This is a genomic window from Dactylosporangium vinaceum, assembly GCF_019904175.1.
GTDB lineage: Bacteria > Actinomycetota > Actinomycetes > Mycobacteriales > Micromonosporaceae > Dactylosporangium > Dactylosporangium vinaceum.
On sequence record NZ_CP061913.1, the window covers coordinates 1113722 to 1130228 of the forward strand.

General features: G+C 70.9%; 14 protein-coding genes. 6 read left to right on the forward strand and 8 right to left on the reverse strand.

Going from position 1 to position 16507, the window contains the following annotated elements:
• Positions 1-3: 3 nt before the first annotated feature.
• The 6 genes from Dvina_RS05140 to Dvina_RS05165 all read right to left on the reverse strand — a co-directional run bounded on the left by Dvina_RS05140 (position 4) and on the right by Dvina_RS05165 (position 7308).
• A complete protein-coding gene (locus tag Dvina_RS05140) occupies positions 4-987 on the reverse strand; it encodes a succinate dehydrogenase/fumarate reductase iron-sulfur subunit (protein ID WP_223101197.1) in 984 nt (327 codons plus the stop codon).
• Positions 987-2852: a fumarate reductase/succinate dehydrogenase flavoprotein subunit gene (locus Dvina_RS05145; RefSeq protein WP_223101198.1), complete on the reverse strand. Its 1866-nt coding sequence runs from the start codon at positions 2850-2852 to the stop codon at positions 987-989. Before Dvina_RS05145 ends, Dvina_RS05140 begins: the two co-directional genes overlap by 1 nt.
• A 10-nt stretch (positions 2853-2862) precedes the next feature.
• A complete protein-coding gene (locus Dvina_RS05150; RefSeq protein ID WP_223101199.1) occupies positions 2863-3684 on the reverse strand; it encodes a hypothetical protein in 822 nt (273 codons plus the stop codon).
• 287 nt (positions 3685-3971) lie between these two features.
• Positions 3972-5345 (reverse strand): TldD/PmbA family protein, encoded by a 1374-nt coding sequence (locus tag Dvina_RS05155; RefSeq protein ID WP_223101200.1) that lies wholly within the window; start codon positions 5343-5345, stop codon positions 3972-3974.
• 149 nt (positions 5346-5494) lie between these two features.
• Positions 5495-6931: a TldD/PmbA family protein gene (locus tag Dvina_RS05160; protein WP_223101201.1), complete on the reverse strand. Its 1437-nt coding sequence runs from the start codon at positions 6929-6931 to the stop codon at positions 5495-5497.
• A gap of 92 nt (positions 6932-7023) precedes the next feature.
• Positions 7024-7308 carry a 4a-hydroxytetrahydrobiopterin dehydratase gene (locus Dvina_RS05165; protein WP_223101202.1) on the reverse strand — a complete coding sequence of 95 codons (285 nt, stop codon included), beginning with the start codon at positions 7306-7308 and terminating at the stop codon, positions 7024-7026.
• A 145-nt stretch (positions 7309-7453) separates the two neighbouring features.
• Between Dvina_RS05165 and Dvina_RS05170 the strand changes: the two genes are divergently transcribed.
• Complete coding sequence (locus Dvina_RS05170; RefSeq protein WP_223101203.1) at positions 7454-8314, forward strand: hypothetical protein; 861 nt, start codon at positions 7454-7456, stop codon at positions 8312-8314.
• Positions 8315-8905: 591 nt separating this feature from the next.
• On the opposite strand, the gene Dvina_RS05175 is transcribed toward Dvina_RS05170, so the two are convergent.
• A complete protein-coding gene (locus tag Dvina_RS05175) occupies positions 8906-11017 on the reverse strand; it encodes a S9 family peptidase (protein WP_223101204.1) in 2112 nt (703 codons plus the stop codon).
• A 192-nt stretch (positions 11018-11209) separates the two neighbouring features.
• Between Dvina_RS05175 and mshB the strand changes: the two genes are divergently transcribed.
• The 3 genes from mshB (at position 11210) to Dvina_RS05190 (ending at position 13738) form a co-directional block, all read left to right on the forward strand.
• Entirely contained in the window at positions 11210-12070 is an 861-nt protein-coding gene (gene mshB / locus Dvina_RS05180; protein ID WP_246656495.1) for an N-acetyl-1-D-myo-inositol-2-amino-2-deoxy-alpha-D-glucopyranoside deacetylase, read from the forward strand.
• Between the two features lie 169 nt (positions 12071-12239).
• Positions 12240-12908 (forward strand): hypothetical protein, encoded by a 669-nt coding sequence (locus Dvina_RS05185; protein WP_223101206.1) that lies wholly within the window; start codon positions 12240-12242, stop codon positions 12906-12908.
• 365 nt (positions 12909-13273) lie between these two features.
• Entirely contained in the window at positions 13274-13738 is a 465-nt protein-coding gene (locus tag Dvina_RS05190; RefSeq protein WP_223101207.1) for a hypothetical protein, read from the forward strand.
• 165 nt (positions 13739-13903) lie between these two features.
• On the opposite strand, the gene Dvina_RS05195 is transcribed toward Dvina_RS05190, so the two are convergent.
• The gene (locus Dvina_RS05195) at positions 13904-14827 is read right to left on the reverse strand and encodes a GNAT family N-acetyltransferase (protein WP_425516523.1); all 924 of its coding nucleotides are present in this window, start codon (positions 14825-14827) and stop codon (positions 13904-13906) included.
• A gap of 234 nt (positions 14828-15061) precedes the next feature.
• Here Dvina_RS05195 and fdxA point away from each other — a divergent pair, with 234 nt between their 5' ends.
• Positions 15062-15388 carry a ferredoxin gene (gene fdxA, locus Dvina_RS05200; protein WP_223101209.1) on the forward strand — a complete coding sequence of 109 codons (327 nt, stop codon included), beginning with the start codon at positions 15062-15064 and terminating at the stop codon, positions 15386-15388.
• The gene (gene dapC / locus Dvina_RS05205) at positions 15385-16491 is read left to right on the forward strand and encodes a succinyldiaminopimelate transaminase (protein ID WP_223105341.1); all 1107 of its coding nucleotides are present in this window, start codon (positions 15385-15387) and stop codon (positions 16489-16491) included. The genes fdxA and dapC overlap by 4 nt, the downstream gene beginning before the upstream one ends.
• Positions 16492-16507 lie beyond the last annotated feature (16 nt).

A 16507-nucleotide genomic window follows, 5' to 3' on the forward strand; every position in this document is an offset into this window, starting at 1 on the left:
GCGTCAGTGCGGGTGGTTGTACCGCACCTGGTCCGGCGGCAGCGGGAACTCCTGGTCGTCACCGAAGGGCGACGACGCGGCCGGACGGTCGAGGTAGAGCTCGGCGACCGGCAGCTTGCCGTCGGCGCCGACGGCCGGGGCCTGCGGCTGCGGGCCCTGCTGGTGCCAGTGCGAGCTCGTGTCGGCGGCCTCGGTCGAGGGGCTCGACGAGTGGGCCATGGCCGGCTCGTCCAGCTGGTCACGGCGGAAGATCTTGCGCCCAAGCCAGGTCACCGGGTCGTACCTCCGATCGACAACGCGTTCCTTCATGGGAATGATCGCATTATCCGTGATCTTGATGTGCTCCGGGCAGACTTCGGTGCAGCACTTCGTGATGTTGCAGTAGCCGAGGCCCTGCTCCGCCTGGGCCAGCTCCTTGCGGTCGGTGCGCGCGTCGAGCGGGTGCATGTCCAGCTCGGCGGCCCGGATGAAGAAGCGGGGACCGGAGAAGGCCCGCTTGTTCTCCTCGTGGTCGCGCACCACGTGGCACACGTTCTGGCACAGGTAGCACTCGATGCACTTGCGGAACTCCTGCGACCGCTCGACATCGACCTGCTGCATCCGGTACTCGCCCGGCTCCACGCCCTTCGGCGGCGCGAACGCGGGCAGCTCCCGGGCCTTCTGGTAGTTGAAGTTCACGTTCGTGACCAGGTCGCGGATCACTGGGAAGGTGCGCAGCGGGGTGACGGTCACAGTCTCGGTGTCGCTGAATGTCGACATCCGGGTCATGCAGCCCAGCCGCGGCTTGCCGTTGATCTCCATCGAGCACGACCCGCACTTGCCGGCCTTGCAGTTCCAGCGGACCGCGAGGTCGGGCGTCTGGGTCGCCTGCAGCCGGTGGATGACGTCGAGCACGACCTCACCCTCGTTGACCTCCACCTGGAAGTCCTCGAGCGAACCGCCGGTGTCGTCGCCGCGCCAGACGCGGAAATGGCGCTTGGTACCCATTACAGCTCCTCGTCGGTCATGTACTTGGCGAGCTCACTGCGGTCGAACAGGTCCTGCAGCTCCCGGCGCATCACCGGCAGCGGCTTGTGCTCCAGGCGGACGTCCTCGCCGTCCAGCGAGCAGACCAGGTTGACCTTGCGCCAGGCCGGGTCCATCTTCGGGTGGTCCTCGCGGGTGTGCCCGCCGCGCGACTCGGTCCGCTCCAGCGCCGCCTTCGCGGTGCACTCGGACACGATCAGCATGTTGCGCAGGTCCAGCGCCAGGTGCCAGCCCGGGTTGTACCGCCGGCCGCCGGTGGCGCCCACCTTCTTGACCCGCTCCTTGAGCTCGGCCAGGCGCACCAGGGAGTCGCGCAGCTCGCCCTCGCGGCGGATGATGCCCACCAGCGTGCCCATGATGTCCTGGAGCTCGGCGTGCAGCGCGTAGGGGTTCTCGCCGCCGTCGGCGCGGTGCAGCGGGGCCAGCGCCGTCTCCACGGCCGCGTCGACCGCGGCCGGCGTCGGCTTGCGCCGCCCGGTCTCGGTCGCGTACCGGGCCGCGTGCTCGCCCGCCCGCTTGCCGAAGACCAGCAGGTCGGACAGCGAGTTGCCGCCCAGCCGGTTGGAGCCGTGCATGCCGCCGGAGACCTCACCGGCCGCGAACAGCCCGGGGACGGCGGCCGCCGCGGTGTCGGCGTCGACCTCCACGCCGCCCATCACGTAGTGGCAGGTCGGGCCGACCTCCATGGGCTGCTTGGTGATGTCGACGTCGGCCAGCTCCTTGAACTGGTGGTACATCGAGGGCAGCCGCTTGGTGATCTGCTCGGCCGGCAGCCGGCTGGCGATGTCGAGCAGCACGCCGCCGGCCTGGGAGCCGCGGCCGGCCTTGACCTCGCTGTTGATCGCGCGGGCGACCTCGTCGCGGGGCAGCAGCTCCGGGGGGCGCCGGTTGTTGTCCGGGTCGGAGTACCAGCGGTCCGCCTCCTCCTCGGTCTCCGCGTACTGCTTGCGGAAGACGTCGGGGACGTAGTCGAACATGAACCGCTTGCCGTCGGTGTTGCGCAGCACGCCGCCGTCGCCGCGGACCGACTCGGTGACCAGGATGCCCTTGACGGACGGCGGCCAGACCATGCCGGTCGGGTGGAACTGCAGGAACTCCATGTTGATGAGCGTCGCGCCGCTGCGCAGCGCAAGCGCGTGACCGTCGCCGGTGTACTCCCACGAGTTGGACGTGACCTTGTAGGACTTGCCCACACCGCCGGTCGCCAGGACGATCGCCGAGGTCTCGAACAGCACGAAGTCGCCGGACTCGCGGTAGTAGCCGAACGCCCCCGCGACCGCGCCGTTCTCGATGAACAGCTCGGTGATCGTGCACTCCTGGAAGACCCGGATGCGCGCCTCGTAGTCGCCGTGCGCCGTGAAGTCCTCCTGCTGCAGCGACACGATCTTCTGCTGCAGGGTGCGGATCAGCTCCAGGCCGGTCCGGTCGCCGACGTGGGCCAGGCGCGGGTACTCGTGACCGCCGAAGTTGCGCTGGCTGATCTTGCCGTCCTTGGTGCGGTCGAACAGCGCGCCGTAGGTCTCGAGCTCCCAGATGCGCTCCGGGGCCTCCTTGGCGTGCAGCTCGGCCATCCTGAAGTTGTTCAGGAACTTGCCGCCGCGCATGGTGTCGCGGAAGTGCACCTGCCAGTTGTCGTTCGCGTTGACGTTGCCCATCGCCGCGGCGGCGCCGCCCTCGGCCATGACCGTGTGCGCCTTGCCGAACAGCGACTTCGAGATGATGGCGGTCTTCTTGCCGGCCAGCCGGGCTTCGATGGCGGCCCGCAGCCCGGCGCCGCCCGCACCGATCACCACGACGTCGTAGGTGTGTCGCTCGATGTTCGTCATCGGGGGGTTCCTAATTCCAGATTCGGAGGTCGGTGATCCAGTGTGCGGACACGGCCATGATGTAGGCGTCCGTGAGGATGACCGTGACCAGAGACGTCATGGCGAACGTGCCGTGCCGCGTGTTGAGCTTGGAGATCAGCGTCCACAGCCGGTAGCGGACCGGGTGCTTCGAGAAGTGCTTGAGCCGCCCGCCCATGACGTGCCGGCACGCGTGGCAGCTGGCGGTGTACCCGGCCAGCGCCAGCACGTTGGCCACGATGATCAGCGAGCCGAGCCCGATGCCGAACCCGCCGTCGTCGCCCTTGAACGCGTGCAACGCGTCCCAGACGTTGATGAGCAGGATGATCGACGCGGCGTAGAAGAAGTAGCGGTGCGAGTTCATGAAGACCAGCGGGAAGCGCGTCTCGCCGCTGTACTTCTTGTGCGGCTCCTGCACCGCGCACGCCTGCGGGGACAGCCACAGCGACCGGTATCCGGCCTTGCGGTAGTAGTAGCACGTCACCCGGAACCCGGCCACGAACGGGAACGCCGCGAGCCCGAGCGGAATCCACGCCGGGAATGCCCCGAACGGCGTGCCGAAGTGCGACGAGCCTTTGACGCACGAGTCGCTCAGGCAGGGCGAGTAGAGCGGCGTCAGGTATCCGTGCGCCTCGACGAAGTACCACTTCGCCATGAAGATTCGAATCGTCGAATAGACGATGAAGAACAGCAGAATCGCCGCGACCGACAGCGGGTAAGCGCGCCACCCGTCCGTCCGCAATGTCTTGGCGCCGATCGCGGCGCGGGCCCCCGCGCCGCCGGCAGACCGAGGCCGTGTAGGCGTGGTCGTCATGGTGAGTACTCCCTGGACGGGCTGGTGAAGAGTTCTCTGATGTACCGATCTATGGTCGGTGCACACGTTACGCCCGATCCCGCAGCGACGTGCGTTGGGAGTCTTGCGCGTGCCGACGAGATACGGAAAGACCTACCGGAAAGCCGGCGGCCCATTGTGGAGAACTTCACTCGGCCCACAGCGGCAACGCCACCAGGGTCGGGTCGGCGGCGACAGTGCCTCGCGGTAGAGGCACCATCGGCCGGCCACGCTTTGGTAAGCGTTCCCTAAGTTGATCTCCAGGCCGATCAGCCCGACGCGCCTCCGGTGTAGTTCCAGGAAGCGAGCCGCAGTGCGGGCGCCACAAATCCCGTCTCGGCCCACGGCCCCGGCATTTCCACAGCATGCGACCCGATGCCAAGAACCGCACCGGGCCCCAGCGCCTGCGGATACGACTGGGTGAACCGGAAATTCCGCACCGGCGTCGTGATCTCACCGTTTTCGATCAGCCACACCCCGTTACGCGTCAGCCCGGTCACGACGAGCGTCCGCGGATCGAGCACCCGCGTGTAGTGGTTGTCGGTGACGAGCAGCCCTCGCTCGACCCCGGCGACGAGCGCCAAGACGGCGGAGTCGGAGGCCGGCCCGTCCACCTCGACCGGCGCCGCCCCCTCGCCCGGCAGCAGCCGCATGCTCGACGGCATCGCCCCGAAGCTCCCGCCCCCGGCGATGGCGTGCCCGGTCGACACCGCCCCGTTGCCGGCCCGCTGCGCCGTGCGCCGGTCGTGCACCACCGCCGCGGACACCCCCCGGTCCACCAGCACGACCCGCTGCCGCGGCGTCCCCTCGGCGTCGAACGGCATCGCCGACGCATCCGGCTGCCCCGGGTCCTCGATGAGCGTCACCGAGGGGTCGAACTGCGCCTCCCCGATCTGCAGGAACGACTGCCGGTCCAGCACCATCTTGGCGTTGAACCCGTACATGGCCAGCATCTGCAGCACATCGGCCACCGCCCCCGACTCGAGCACCACCTCGTAACGCCCCGGCGGCAGCTCGACGGGGTCGGCTCCCGCCCGGGCCTTCGCCGCCGCCCGCGCCCCGAGCACTGCCCCGTCGATATCCCCGAGCCGGGCTCCGGCCAGCCGGGCCAGCCCGTCCGAGCTGGCCGTCCGGGCGATCCCGTCCATGGCCGCCCCGGTCCGGGCCGCCGCGAGATGCTGCCCGGCCGAGTTGGCGTACACCACGCGCGCCGCGGTGGTCCGGCAGTACCCAGCCGTCTCCAGCCCCTCGGCCTGCGCCACGAACGCCCGCACCCGCGCCGCCCGATCATCGGGCGAGGCGCCGAGCGTCTCCTCGTCGGCGTTGCCCGCGAACGCCAGGGGCGCGGGCGGCGCGAGCCCGGGCCAGCCCGGGTCGGCGGGGGCCACCCTCATGGACGCGACGGTCCGCCGGACAACCTCCTCGATCCCGTCGAGCGCGGTGGTCGAGGTGGACGCGGTCCGCCCATCGGCGTGCAGCCGCAGCCGCACACCGGTGACCTCATCGGCAACGTTCTGATGGATGTAGGACCCGGCGAACCGCGTGAGCGCCAGCTCCGAGCGCTCGACGCTGACCTCGGCCTCAATCCCACCAGGCACCAACGCGAGCACCCGCTGCGCGAGATCAGACTCAGCCAAACTCATCCTCGACCCCCGACATCATCAGCGGAACGCTCACAGAAGGCACTTCGCTTGCACAGCCACGACACCCCAGCCCGCAGCCGGCCCGGCTGGACGGTGAGCCTCATCGACCCACTCCCCGGCCCCGGCCCCGGCGGTGAAGGCCTGCGGTCTCACCCACGAACCCCGACCCGAACCCCGCGGAAGCGAGCCGCCGCCGCCGGATGCCCGGTGTGGCCGATCTGCCCCGGCTGCCCCTTGCCGCAGTTCGGCGTCCCCCACGACACGACCTCGGAGCTCAGCATGTCCATGGACCCCCAGAACCGCGGCCCGATCCCCGTATACGTCGGGTTGCGCAGCATCCGCCCGCGCTTCCCGTTCTTGATCTCCCACCCGATCTCGCACCCGAACTGGAAGTTGAGCCGCTTGTCGTCGATCGACCACGACCGGTTGAGGTCCATCAGCACCCCGTCGGCGGTCTCCGCGATCATCTCGTCGAGCGTGTGCGGCCCCGGCTCCAGCCCGACGTTCGTCATCCGCACCATCGGCAGCCGCGCCCACCCGTCGGCCCGCACGCTGCCCGCGTAGTCCAGACCCGCGACAGCGGCCGAGTCCCGCCCGGCGAGCGTGCCGACCCAGATGCCGTCCCGCACCGCGTATCGCCTGACCGCCGGAGTCCCCTCGTCGTCATAGCCGAACGAGCCCAGCGCCCCCGGGATCGTCGGATCGATCGTGATGTTCATCAGCTCCGACCCGTACCGCAGCTGGTTGATCTTCGCCAGGTCCAGCCACGACGTCCCCGCGAACGCCGCCTCCCAGCCGAGAATCCGGTCCAGCTCGATCGCGTGCCCGACCGACTCGTGGATCTGCAGGGCCATCTGCTCGCTGCCGAGGATGAGCGTCGTCTCGCCGGCCGGGCACTGCGGCGCCGTGAGCAGGGCCCGGGCCTCGTCGGCGATGCGGGCCGCGTGCGCCGTCAGGTCCAGCTCGTCGACGAGCTCCCAGCCGCGCGTGCCGTATTGCCCGCGATATGACGGGTAGGAGCGCCGCTGCGTCTCGCCGTCGCCGATGACCGTGGCCGAGATCCCGGCGCCCGACTCGCGGATGTGCTGGTCGATGCGGTGGCCCTGCGAGGAGACGAACCACTTGCGGGTGTCCCAGATCTGGTAGAGCCCCTCGGCGAGGTCGGCGCCGGCCCGGTGCGCCTCGGCCGTCGCCGCGGTGAGCAGGTCACCCTTCACCGACAGCGCCACGCCCAGCGGGTCGACGGCGCACGTGCTCGCCCAAGAGTCCACCCGGGCCTCGATGTCGACGAGGTCGACCGCCGGCCCGGGCAGCGTCGCCGAGGCCCGCGCGATGGCCGTCGCCCGCTCGCCCGCCCGCTTGGCCGCCGCCGGGCTCAGATCGGGCAGCGCGAAGAAGCCCCAGCTCGACCCGACCAGGGCCCGCACGCCCACGCCGGCGTCCTCGTCCTGGCTGAGCTCCTCGATCTCGCCGTTGCGGGCGCTCATCGACTCGGAGCGGCGGTGCATCACGCGAGCGTCGGCGTATCGCGCACCGGCCGCCAGAGCCGCCTCGACCGCCGCGGTCGCCACGTCGAACTGGTTCATGGGTGGGACACTACCGAGGGGGTCCGACAATTTTCGCGGACTCGACCCTACGTCGATGGGTTGGCCACCCGATCAATGCCGGCCGCCGCAAATCACCCGATCAGCTCGTTGATCTGGCGGGCCAGCGCGAGATCCTTCTCCGTCACCCCGCCCGCCGAGTGGGTCGAGAGCCGGAACGTCACGGTCCGCCAGCGGATGTCGATGTCCGGATGGTGATCGGCCTGCTCGGCCACGTGGGCAACCTCCGCCACCAGCCGAATCCCGTCCAGGAACGCGGGTGCGGTCACCGACCGCTCGATGCCCTCCGCGTCACCCGACCACCCCTGCAGATCGGCGAGGGCCGCGGTGAGCGTGTCATTGCCGAGTACGTCAGCCATGCCCCGAACCTACCGCCGCCCCCGCCGCCCGCGAATCAGCATCTGCAACACGGCGACGGCCACCATCACGAGCCCGGCCGCCGCGATCGCCGCCACCACCGCGATGCCCTGCTCCATAGCGCTCAAAGGTAGTACAAAGAACGGTATGTCGATCCGTGCGGTGACCCGCGAACTGCTCGTGCGCTGCATCGACACCTGGGCGCCGGGCAACCTGCACGCCCCGCACGGCGCGGCATTCCTCTACGCCTCCGCGCGCGCCCTGGACCACGACACGGCCGAGGCCGCCGTCCGCGCTTTCGCGGAGTTCGCCGACCGCCTGCGCCACCCGCTCACCCTGCTCTTCGTCGCGCCCGGCACCGAATCGCTGCGCAGTCGTCTGGCGGACGTGCAGCGTGAGTGGAGTACCCCCGCGGAAATGCAGGTCCACGTGGTGCCCGGCGGCAACGTGCCGGCAGTGTTGAAAGCGGCCGGCGCCGGTGGCGGGACGGTGCTGGCAATGGTCGACGACAGCATCGCCAAAACCTTCAAGGCGTCGGTCGTACTCGCGGTCGCCGAACCCGGAACATGGCGCACCCAACGCCAGGAACTGCAGGCCGCCGGCCTGGACCTCACCGCCGGAGTCGAGCTCGTCGACGGCGCCGAGGCGCAGCTGATCGGCTTCGGCACGCGCTCGGCGAAGAGTCTGGAGGCGTTCAAGGGCGAGCTGTGGTCGCTCGACGAGTACGCCGGGGTGCGCTACCGCGATCCGCGCGACCCCGAGTCCCACCTCATGGACATCTCCCTGGACCCGAACCCGGGCGCACTGCGCCGCGAACTCCTGCAGCGCCTGACCGATGGCGCTATGACGGTGACGGAGCTGAAACGGTTCGCCCTGACCGACACCGTGTACCGCGCCGCCGACGCCCAGAAGGTCATCGCCGCCCTGCTGCATGCCGGCACTGTCCACCGCACCCCGTCGGGCGGCCGGCTGGGCGGCGACGTCCTGATCAGCCTGTCGCCGGCCTGACGCTTCTGCTGCCCTCGATTGCCGCTCCTACCGCTCCTGCCTTGCTCCGGCCTCGCTCCGGCCTGGCTCACGATAAGTCGGACACTTCGTGTCTCGACTTATCGGACTTATCGCCCAGCGCCGCTTATATCCGATAAGTCGTGGCGCGGAGCGCCCGACTTATCGGGGCTTGGCTACACGTGGCGGTGCGGGAAGTGCCGCGGGTGCTGGACAGGCTGGATGCGATCGGTAACCGGCTTCGGGGGCGATCGGCAGGCGCCAACCGCGGCGGCCACGAGCGCGTCTTGGCGGCGTGGCGTTGACGGCGTGCGGCTGGGCGGCGTGTCGTTGCCGGTCACCGTCCGAGCGGCGCTTGTCCAAGGTGCTGCGACCACGGCTGGCGGCGATCGCCAGGTGCAAGCCGCCCGGCGCCGGCGATGCCCACGTGCAAGCCGCCCGGCGACGGCGGTGGCCAGGTGTAAGCCGCCCGGCGGCGGCGAGAGAGCCGACAGAGCCGACTGCGCGGTCAGGGCGCGCTGCAGCGGTCCGGCCGCGTCGGGCGGTTCGGAGGCGAGGGGAGGCGGTGTCGGGTGGTGGCTCGTGAGGAGTTGGTCAGGCCGGGGTGGGGGGCGGGAGGGAGCGGCGGATGAAGTCGAGTTCTATGCGGAGGAGCTTCTCGGCCAGGCCGCCCGCGGCCATGTGGGTGGCGCCGGTCAGCGGGATCATCGAGTGGGGGCGGCCCGTGGCCAGGAGGGCGGCGGAGAGGCGCAGCGTGTGCGCGGCTACCACATTGTCGTCGACCAGGCCGTGGACCAGGAGCATGGGGCGGGCGTCTTCGGGGCGGACCGGGGGCTCGGAGGCCAGTTCGATCAGGGAGTTGTGGGCGTACACGTCGGGGGCGTCGGCGGGGAGGCCCAGGTAGCGCTCGGTGTACGCCGTGTCGTAGAGGGACCAGTCGGTGACCGGGGCGCCGACGACCGCGCAGTGGTAGACGTCGGGGCGGCGCAGTACGCCCAGGCCGGACAGCCAGCCGCCGAACGACCAGCCGCGGATCGCGACCCGGCCCAGGTCCAGGTCGGGGTGCTTGCCGGCGAGGGCCTCGAGCGCGTCCACCTGGTCGGCCAGGATCACGTCGGAGAACCGGCGGTGGATGGCCTTGTCGTAGCTCGGCGCCACCCCGGGCGTGCCGCGGTTGTCGATCGAGACGACGGCGAAGCCCTGGTCGGCCCACCACTGCTTCTCCAGCCAGCGGGCCCGCGCGGCGATGACCTCCTGGTGGCCCGGGCCGCCGTAGATCGCCACCAGCACCGGGAGCCGGCGGCCGGCCACATGGCTGCGCGGATACACCACCCCGGCCGGGATGCGCCGGTCCGTGACCCGCTCGAGCGCCGGACGCGGGGCGAAGGGCGGCTGCGCGGCGTTCGAGGAGATCGAGCCTATCGACTCATCGTTATGGATGATGTTGTACTCCACCCCGCCCCGCTCCAGCGACTGTGACCCGATGACGATGGTCCGGCCGGCGGCCTGGGCGGTGTGCCAGCCGGGCTCGGTCGTCAGGCGGTTCGCGCGTGGACTGGACTGGGTGACCGGGATGTGGAAGATGTGCTGCTCGCTCGGCTCGCCGTCGCTCGCCTCCACGATCAGGTCGCCGTCCAGGCGGCCGGTGACTCTGCGGACGTACAGATGCGGCGGGGTGATGAGGCTGCCGTCGGCGAAGAGGCAGCGCGCGTCGTAGCCGTCGTGGGCGAGTTCGCCGCCGACGAGCACCCGGCCGTCGGCGAGGTGGGCGGGCGTGCCCGCGACGGGCTCGACCCAGCGGGGATCGGCCAGCTCGGCGTGGACCTGGGTCTCTCCGGTGCGCGGGTCGACGGCGATCACGAGGCCGTGCTGCTGGAGCCGGCGCAGGACGGCCAGGAGCGGCCCGCCCTGCTCCGACCAGCCCGCCGCGACCAGGTACGGGTACGTCTCCCGGTCCCAGTGCACGTCCACCCAGCCCCCGTCCAGGTCCAGGACGTGCAGGGTGACCTTGGCGTTGGTGGCGCCGGCGTGCGGGTAGGCGATCGTGGTCGGCGGCTGCTCCGGCTGCGAGGGGTCGTGCAGGTGCCACGCGGGGACCCGCGACTCGTCCACGCGCGCGGTGAGGATGCTGTGGCCGTCGGGCGACCACCAGTACCCCCGGAAGCGCCCGAACTCCTCGGCGCCGATGAACTCGGCCAGGCCCCAGGTCACGCCCTCCTCGCCGGCCAGGACGGCGTCGGTCCCGTCGGCGTCGATCACCCGCAGGGCGCCGCCGGTGACGTAGGCGATCCGGCGCCCGGTCGGGTCGAGGCGGGGGTCGACGACCGGTCCGACGGTGTCGATCTCGGTGACGTCACCGGTGAGCAGGTCGGCGCGGAACAGCCGGCCGCCGAGCGGGAACACGGCCAGGATGCCGGCCCCGTCGAGCGCGAACGAGCCGATCCCGCCCGCGGAGAGCCGCAGCCGCTCGCGCAGCGCCCGCTCGGCCGGTGGCAGGTCGGGCTGGTCGCGCAGCAACTGCGCCGGGTTGGCCACGCAGCGCTCGGCGCGGGTGGCGACGTCGAAGACCCACAGCGCGTCGGTGGGGTCCTCGGGCCCCGCGGAGCGCAGGAAGATCACGCGGGCCCCGTCCGGGCTCACCGTGACAGCGCGGGGTGCGCCGTAGGAGAAACGTCGGGTTCGTGCGGCCAACTCCGGATAGTCCACCCCGGAATGTTGACTCCTGCCCGCCGGATTGTCATGTGATTGGGCCGGAACCGGGCGCGACCGTCACTCTGAGTACGTTACCGCTCACGCGCCCGGCGGCGGTTGGGGAAAGTGTCGGACCCAGGCCGTAGAGTTGCGTCCGTGAGTGCTCGGAGCATCCTGTTCGTCCATGCACACCCAGACGACGAGTCCATGGGGACCGGCGCGACGATGGCCCGCTACGCGGCCGACGGCGCCCACGTCACCCTGATCACCTGCACCCTCGGTGAGGAAGGCGAGATCCACGTGCCCGCGCTGGCCGGGATCGCCGCCGCCGAGGGCGACCAGCTCGGCGGTTACCGCATCGCCGAGCTCGATGCCGCCTGTCGCCACCTGGGCGTGACCGACCACCGCTTCCTCGGCGGCGCCGGGCGCTACCGCGACTCCGGCATGATGGACACCCCGGCCAACGAGCACCCGCGCGCCTTCTGGGGTGCCGACCTCGACGCCGCCGCGGCCCAGCTGCTCGACGTGATCCGCGAGACCCGCCCGCAGGTCGCCGTCACCTATGACCCCAACGGCTTCTACGGCCACCCCGACCACATTCAGGCGCACCGCGTGCTGACCCGGGCCGTGGAGCTGGCCGATGCCGAGGGGATAGGCCCGCAGAAGGTGTACTGGACCGCTGTGCCCCGTTCCGTGCTGGAGGCCGGCATGGAGCAGTTCCGCGGCTCGTCCGACAACCCGTTCGCCGAGGTCGAGCAGGCCGAGGACCTCCCCTTCGGCACCGCCGACGCCGACATCGCGGCCCGCATCGACGCCCACGAGTGGGCCGAGGAGAAGACGGCCGCCCTCAAGGCCCACGCCACCCAGATCCCTCCGACGTCCTGGCTGTTCTCGATCGCCGGCAACTTCGGCGCCGAGTTCATGGGCGTCGAGTACTACGTGCTGGCCCGCGGCACCAAGGGCCCCGGCGTCGGGCCGTACGGCTGGGAGGAGGACCTCTTCGCCGGCCTCGATGTCGAAGCGCCGCGGCCGCGGGAGCGCCGCAAGGTCCTGGAGGCGACGCCGTGATGGCGCCGCCGCCTCGGCCGGCGCTGTCGACGCCGGAGCCGTCACCGACCGGGGCTGTGTTGTCCGGATGGCCGGGACGCAGCCCTGCGGCCGCCCGGGTCGCCGGACGGGCGTTCAGCGGCCGGTCGGATGTGGGCGCGTCGCACGAGGCGCTGGAGGCGACGCCGTGATGGCCAAGCGCATGAAGTCGCCCGCCTCACCCGCGTCGGTCTCACCCTCGACCGCACCAACCTCGACCACACCGGCCTCGGCCTCGACCAAGCCGGCCTCGACCACGCCGGCCTCGATCGGACCGGTTGACGGTGCTGCGGCCGAGTCCTCGGCGGCCGAGGCGGCGCCTGTGGTGTTGTGGCCGGAGGCGGCCGAGCGGGCACCGCGGTCGCGGTTCGCGCTGTCGCCGCGGACGGAGTCGGTGCTCGACGTGGTCATCACGGTGACCGGGCTGATCGTGGCCACACTGCTCGGGGCGGCGCTGGCGGTGGTCGAGGCGGTGTGGGCGCCGCTGCGGATCGGCGGCTTCCGCGTGCCGGCCTCGCTCGTCGTGGCCCTGGTGACCAACCCGATGCTCGGCTGGTTCGCCTACACGGTGACGAAACGCCGCCTGGCCACCCTGCTCCCGGCCGCCGCCTGGTGCGTCGTCTGGATCATGGCCGCCGGTCGCACCACCGAGGGCGACATGATCATCACCGAGGACAACTGGGTCGGCCTGCTGACGCTGTTCGCGGGCCCGCTCGCCTTCGCCGTCGGCATCTACATCTCCAACATGCGCCAACACGTCGCCCCGACCCGCGCCACCACCACCAAGCCGTCCCCCGAACCGCCTCCAGCCGGCTCCTAGTCACCGGTTCCCAGCCACCGACCCAGCCACCAGTTCCCAGCCACCGGTTCCTGGTTACCACTCGTCGTTACCGGTTCGTCGTTCCTGGTCACTGGTCTCCGGGTTTTCGCCGGCCGGTTCGCGTTGTTCGCTCGCCGTGGCTGTTTGTCGCGTTCGGCGGGGGCTCGGTTTCGTCCGGGTCAGCATTGCGACCGTCAGGGTTATCGGTGCGCTGAAATGGCGATATCCCCGCGGCGGGATTGGGGTTCAGGGAACTCCTAGGCGGTGGGGCTTGCGCGCGCACAGTGTAGGCGGGTAAACACGTTTCCGCGCCGGGCTTGCGGAAGTTCGGCGAATCGGGGAACTAGCGTGTTCGGAGGCTGGCTATGAAGGAGCGGTGGCTGCCCGTCGGGCTTGTCGCGGCGGGCCTCTTTGTGGTCAATATCGTTGCTCGGCTCGTCGTACGGTTCGCGGCCGGCAGTGATGATGACCGGCAGATCACGATCGGGCTCTGGGCGCTGTTCGCGGTCGGGGCGGTGCTGATTCCCATCGCGTTCTGGTACGGCCGGCGCGTACCCATGATTCGCGTCATCGGCGAGCTCGGGCTGGCCGTTGTGGTCGCCTGCCTGCTGTCGGTGCTCGTCGGGCCGTTCGTGTCCGGGGTCGGGCCGTTCAGCAACGGGATCGGGCTCGTGTTCCAGCAGTTCTTCTACTTCGTGGGCGTGTCCGCGATCGGCGCCGTCATCGGCCTGCTGATCCTCATGACCACCGGCCTGGACTACAAGTCGCAGTCGTGGAAGCGGTACATCGAGCGGACCAGCACCAAGCCTCGCAAGGTCGTCCGCCGCTGAGGCTGGGCCTCGAAGACTCCCGGCATAAGCGTCCAGCTCGGGTAAATACCCCGTCGGGCGAAAAATCCGATATGTCGGTCGCGCCAGCGCCTGACATATCGCGGTCGGCCCTGACATGTCGCGTTCGGCCCGGCCGTACTGGAGTCGTGGGCGGCGGGCCGGTGGTCAGTCGGTGAGGAGGCGGCGGGACGAGTAGGCGTGGTGGACGGTGAAGCCCAGCCGCTCGTACAGCGCCACGGCCCCCGCATTGCGCTGCTCCACCTGCAGGTACACGTCCTGGGCGCCCAGATCGGCGGCCCACCGGGCCAGCGCGGCGATCAGGCGCTGGGCCAGGCCGCGGCGGCGCAGGTGTTCGTCGACGCCGATCAGGGACAGGCCGAGCCAGCGGGAGTCGGGGTCGGCCACGCAGCCGCGGGCGGTCGCCAGGAGGGTGCCGGTCCGGTCGTACCACCCGGCGAATCGCACGTTCGTCACCCCGGTCAACACGTGCCGGGCCGATTCCGGCAGCGGACCCTTCCGCCCCGCGACCGCCGTCAGCCACTCCTCGGACGGCTCGGTGGCCAACTCGACCCGGCCGGACTCGATGTCCGGCGAGACCCCGCCGGAGCCGACGAGCGGCGAGACCTGGCCGGAATCCGAGGCAGCCGGCGAAACCTGACCGGAGCCGGAGGTGGCCGGGGCCAGCGCGGTCAGCAGTGACGGCAGCGCGATCGTCATGACCTGCGACACGGGGTTCGCCGTCCAGCCTCGCCGCTCCAGCTCGTCGTCGAGTCGCTTGAACAGCGGTACCGGGACGGAGAAGGCGGGCACGAGGGAGCGGGTCGAGTACCACCGCTGCACGAAATCGATCGCGTCGGACAGCGGGATGTCGGGGGAGCCGATGGCGAGCGTGGAATTTGCACGCTGGGTCCAGCCGTCGGTCGCGCGCAGGACCCAGTCGCCGAGCTGCTCCTGCTCGCGGGCCGGCCAGCCCATGGCGGCGGCCGACTCCAGGGACTCGGTGGGGGTGAAACGGCGGCGCGGTGGCACCGGCTTCGCCCGCGCGATCTCAGCGATTGGAACGCGGATCGCGCCGGTGCGAGCACGCACTGTGATATGCGTCTCGGTCGCTTCCAGCAGGTGGCCCAGAATGTCCGAAAACACGGGCCGTGCGTCACGCATCCCCACGATTCGGCGCACCACAACGCGTTGTCCGACATGTTGTGGCCCGAGCACGATCGACCTCCCGCGAACCTGGATACTAGGCTCGTACCGCCGCGGTAGGGATGCGGCGGGGCTTGCCATCCCCAGGCTGGCAGCCTCAGGCGCGAAAGAGGGCGACCCGTGACATACATCATCGCCGAACCTTGCGTGGATCTGCTCGACAAGGCCTGCATCGAGGAATGCCCTGTCGACTGCATCTACGAGGGCAACCGCATGCTCTACATCCACCCGGATGAGTGCGTGGACTGCGGCGCCTGCGAGCCGGTGTGCCCGGTCGAGGCGATCTTCTACGAGGACGACGTCCCCGAGAAGTGGAAGGACTTCACCGCCGCCAACTACGCGTTCTTCGATGAGCTGGGCTCGCCCGGCGGTGCGTCGAAGGTTGGCAAGATCGAGAAGGACGCACCGTTCGTCGCGTCCCTCCCGCCGCAGGAGCGCGAACACTGACCGGATCAGCCTTCGGGGCCCGGCGCGCACTCGCGGCCGGGCTGCCCGACTTTCCCTGGGATCGGCTGGAGCCCGCGAAGGCCACTGCGGCCCGCCACCCCGACGGCCTGGTCGACGTGTCGATCGGCACGCCGGTGGACCCGGTGCCCGCACTCGTCCGCGCGGCGCTGGCCGACGCGTCCGACGCGCCCGGATACCCGCTGACCGCCGGTACCCCGCAGCTGCGCACGGCGATCCGCGAGTGGGTGGCGCGCTGGTGCGCCCCCGGCTCCGACGCGTTCGGCGTGCTGCCCACGATCGGCTCCAAGGAGCTCGTCGCCTGGCTGCCGACACTGCTCGGGCTCGGGGCCGGCGACACGGTCGTGATTCCGCAGGTGTGCTACCCGACGTACGAGGTGGGCGTGCTGCTCGCCGGGGCCCGGGTGCGCCGCGCCGACTCGCTCACCGCCATCGGGCCGGAGCGGGTCGGCATGGTGTGGGTCAACTCGCCGTCCAACCCGACGGGCAAGGTCCTGCCCGAGGCGCACCTGCGCAAGGTGGTGGCCTGGGCCCGCGAGCGCGGCGCCATCGTGGTGAGCGACGAGTGCTACCTGCCGCTGCCGTGGGACGCGCAGCCGGTGTCGATCCTGTCCGTGTGCGACGGGGTGTTCGACAACGTGCTGGCAGTACATTCGCTGTCCAAACGCTCCAACCTGGCGGGCTACCGGGCCGGGTTCGTGGCGGGTGACCCCGCGCTGATCGACGAGGTGCTGGCGGCCCGCAAGCACGCCGGCATGATCGTCCCCGCCCCCGTGCAGGCGGCCATGGTCGCCGCTCTCGGGGACGAGGCGCACGTCGACGAGCAGCGCGAGCGGTACGCCCGCCGCCGCACGGTCCTGCGCGCCGCCCTCGAACGCGCCGGCTTCACGATCGAGCACTCCGAGGCCGGCCTGTACCTGTGGGCCACCCGCGGCGAGGACTCCTGGAAAACCGTCGACTGGCTCGCCGAGCGCGGCATCCTGGCCGCCCCGGGCGCCTTCTACGGCCCGGAGGGCGCGCACCACGTCCGCGTCGCCCTCACCGCCACGGACGAGCGCATCGCCTCAGCCGCCACCCGCCTCTGAGGAAAGTCCACCGGCG

What these genes read in the sequence shown, in the direction of transcription:
- Dvina_RS05140 (WP_223101197.1), bottom strand. Translation starts at nt 987, where the DNA reads ATGGGTACCAAGCGCCATTTCCGCGTCTGGCGCGGCGACGACACCGGC.
- Dvina_RS05145 (WP_223101198.1), bottom strand. Translation starts at nt 2,852, where the DNA reads ATGACGAACATCGAGCGACACACCTACGACGTCGTGGTGATCGGTGCG.
- Dvina_RS05150 (WP_223101199.1), bottom strand. Translation starts at nt 3,684, where the DNA reads ATGACGACCACGCCTACACGGCCTCGGTCTGCCGGCGGCGCGGGGGCC.
- Dvina_RS05155 (WP_223101200.1), bottom strand. Translation starts at nt 5,345, where the DNA reads ATGAGTTTGGCTGAGTCTGATCTCGCGCAGCGGGTGCTCGCGTTGGTG.
- Dvina_RS05160 (WP_223101201.1), bottom strand. Translation starts at nt 6,931, where the DNA reads ATGAACCAGTTCGACGTGGCGACCGCGGCGGTCGAGGCGGCTCTGGCG.
- Dvina_RS05165 (WP_223101202.1), bottom strand. Translation starts at nt 7,308, where the DNA reads ATGGCTGACGTACTCGGCAATGACACGCTCACCGCGGCCCTCGCCGAT.
- Dvina_RS05170 (WP_223101203.1), top strand. Translation starts at nt 7,454, where the DNA reads ATGTCGATCCGTGCGGTGACCCGCGAACTGCTCGTGCGCTGCATCGAC.
- mshB (WP_246656495.1), top strand. Translation starts at nt 11,210, where the DNA reads ATGGGGACCGGCGCGACGATGGCCCGCTACGCGGCCGACGGCGCCCAC.
- Dvina_RS05185 (WP_223101206.1), top strand. Translation starts at nt 12,240, where the DNA reads ATGGCCAAGCGCATGAAGTCGCCCGCCTCACCCGCGTCGGTCTCACCC.
- Dvina_RS05190 (WP_223101207.1), top strand. Translation starts at nt 13,274, where the DNA reads ATGAAGGAGCGGTGGCTGCCCGTCGGGCTTGTCGCGGCGGGCCTCTTT.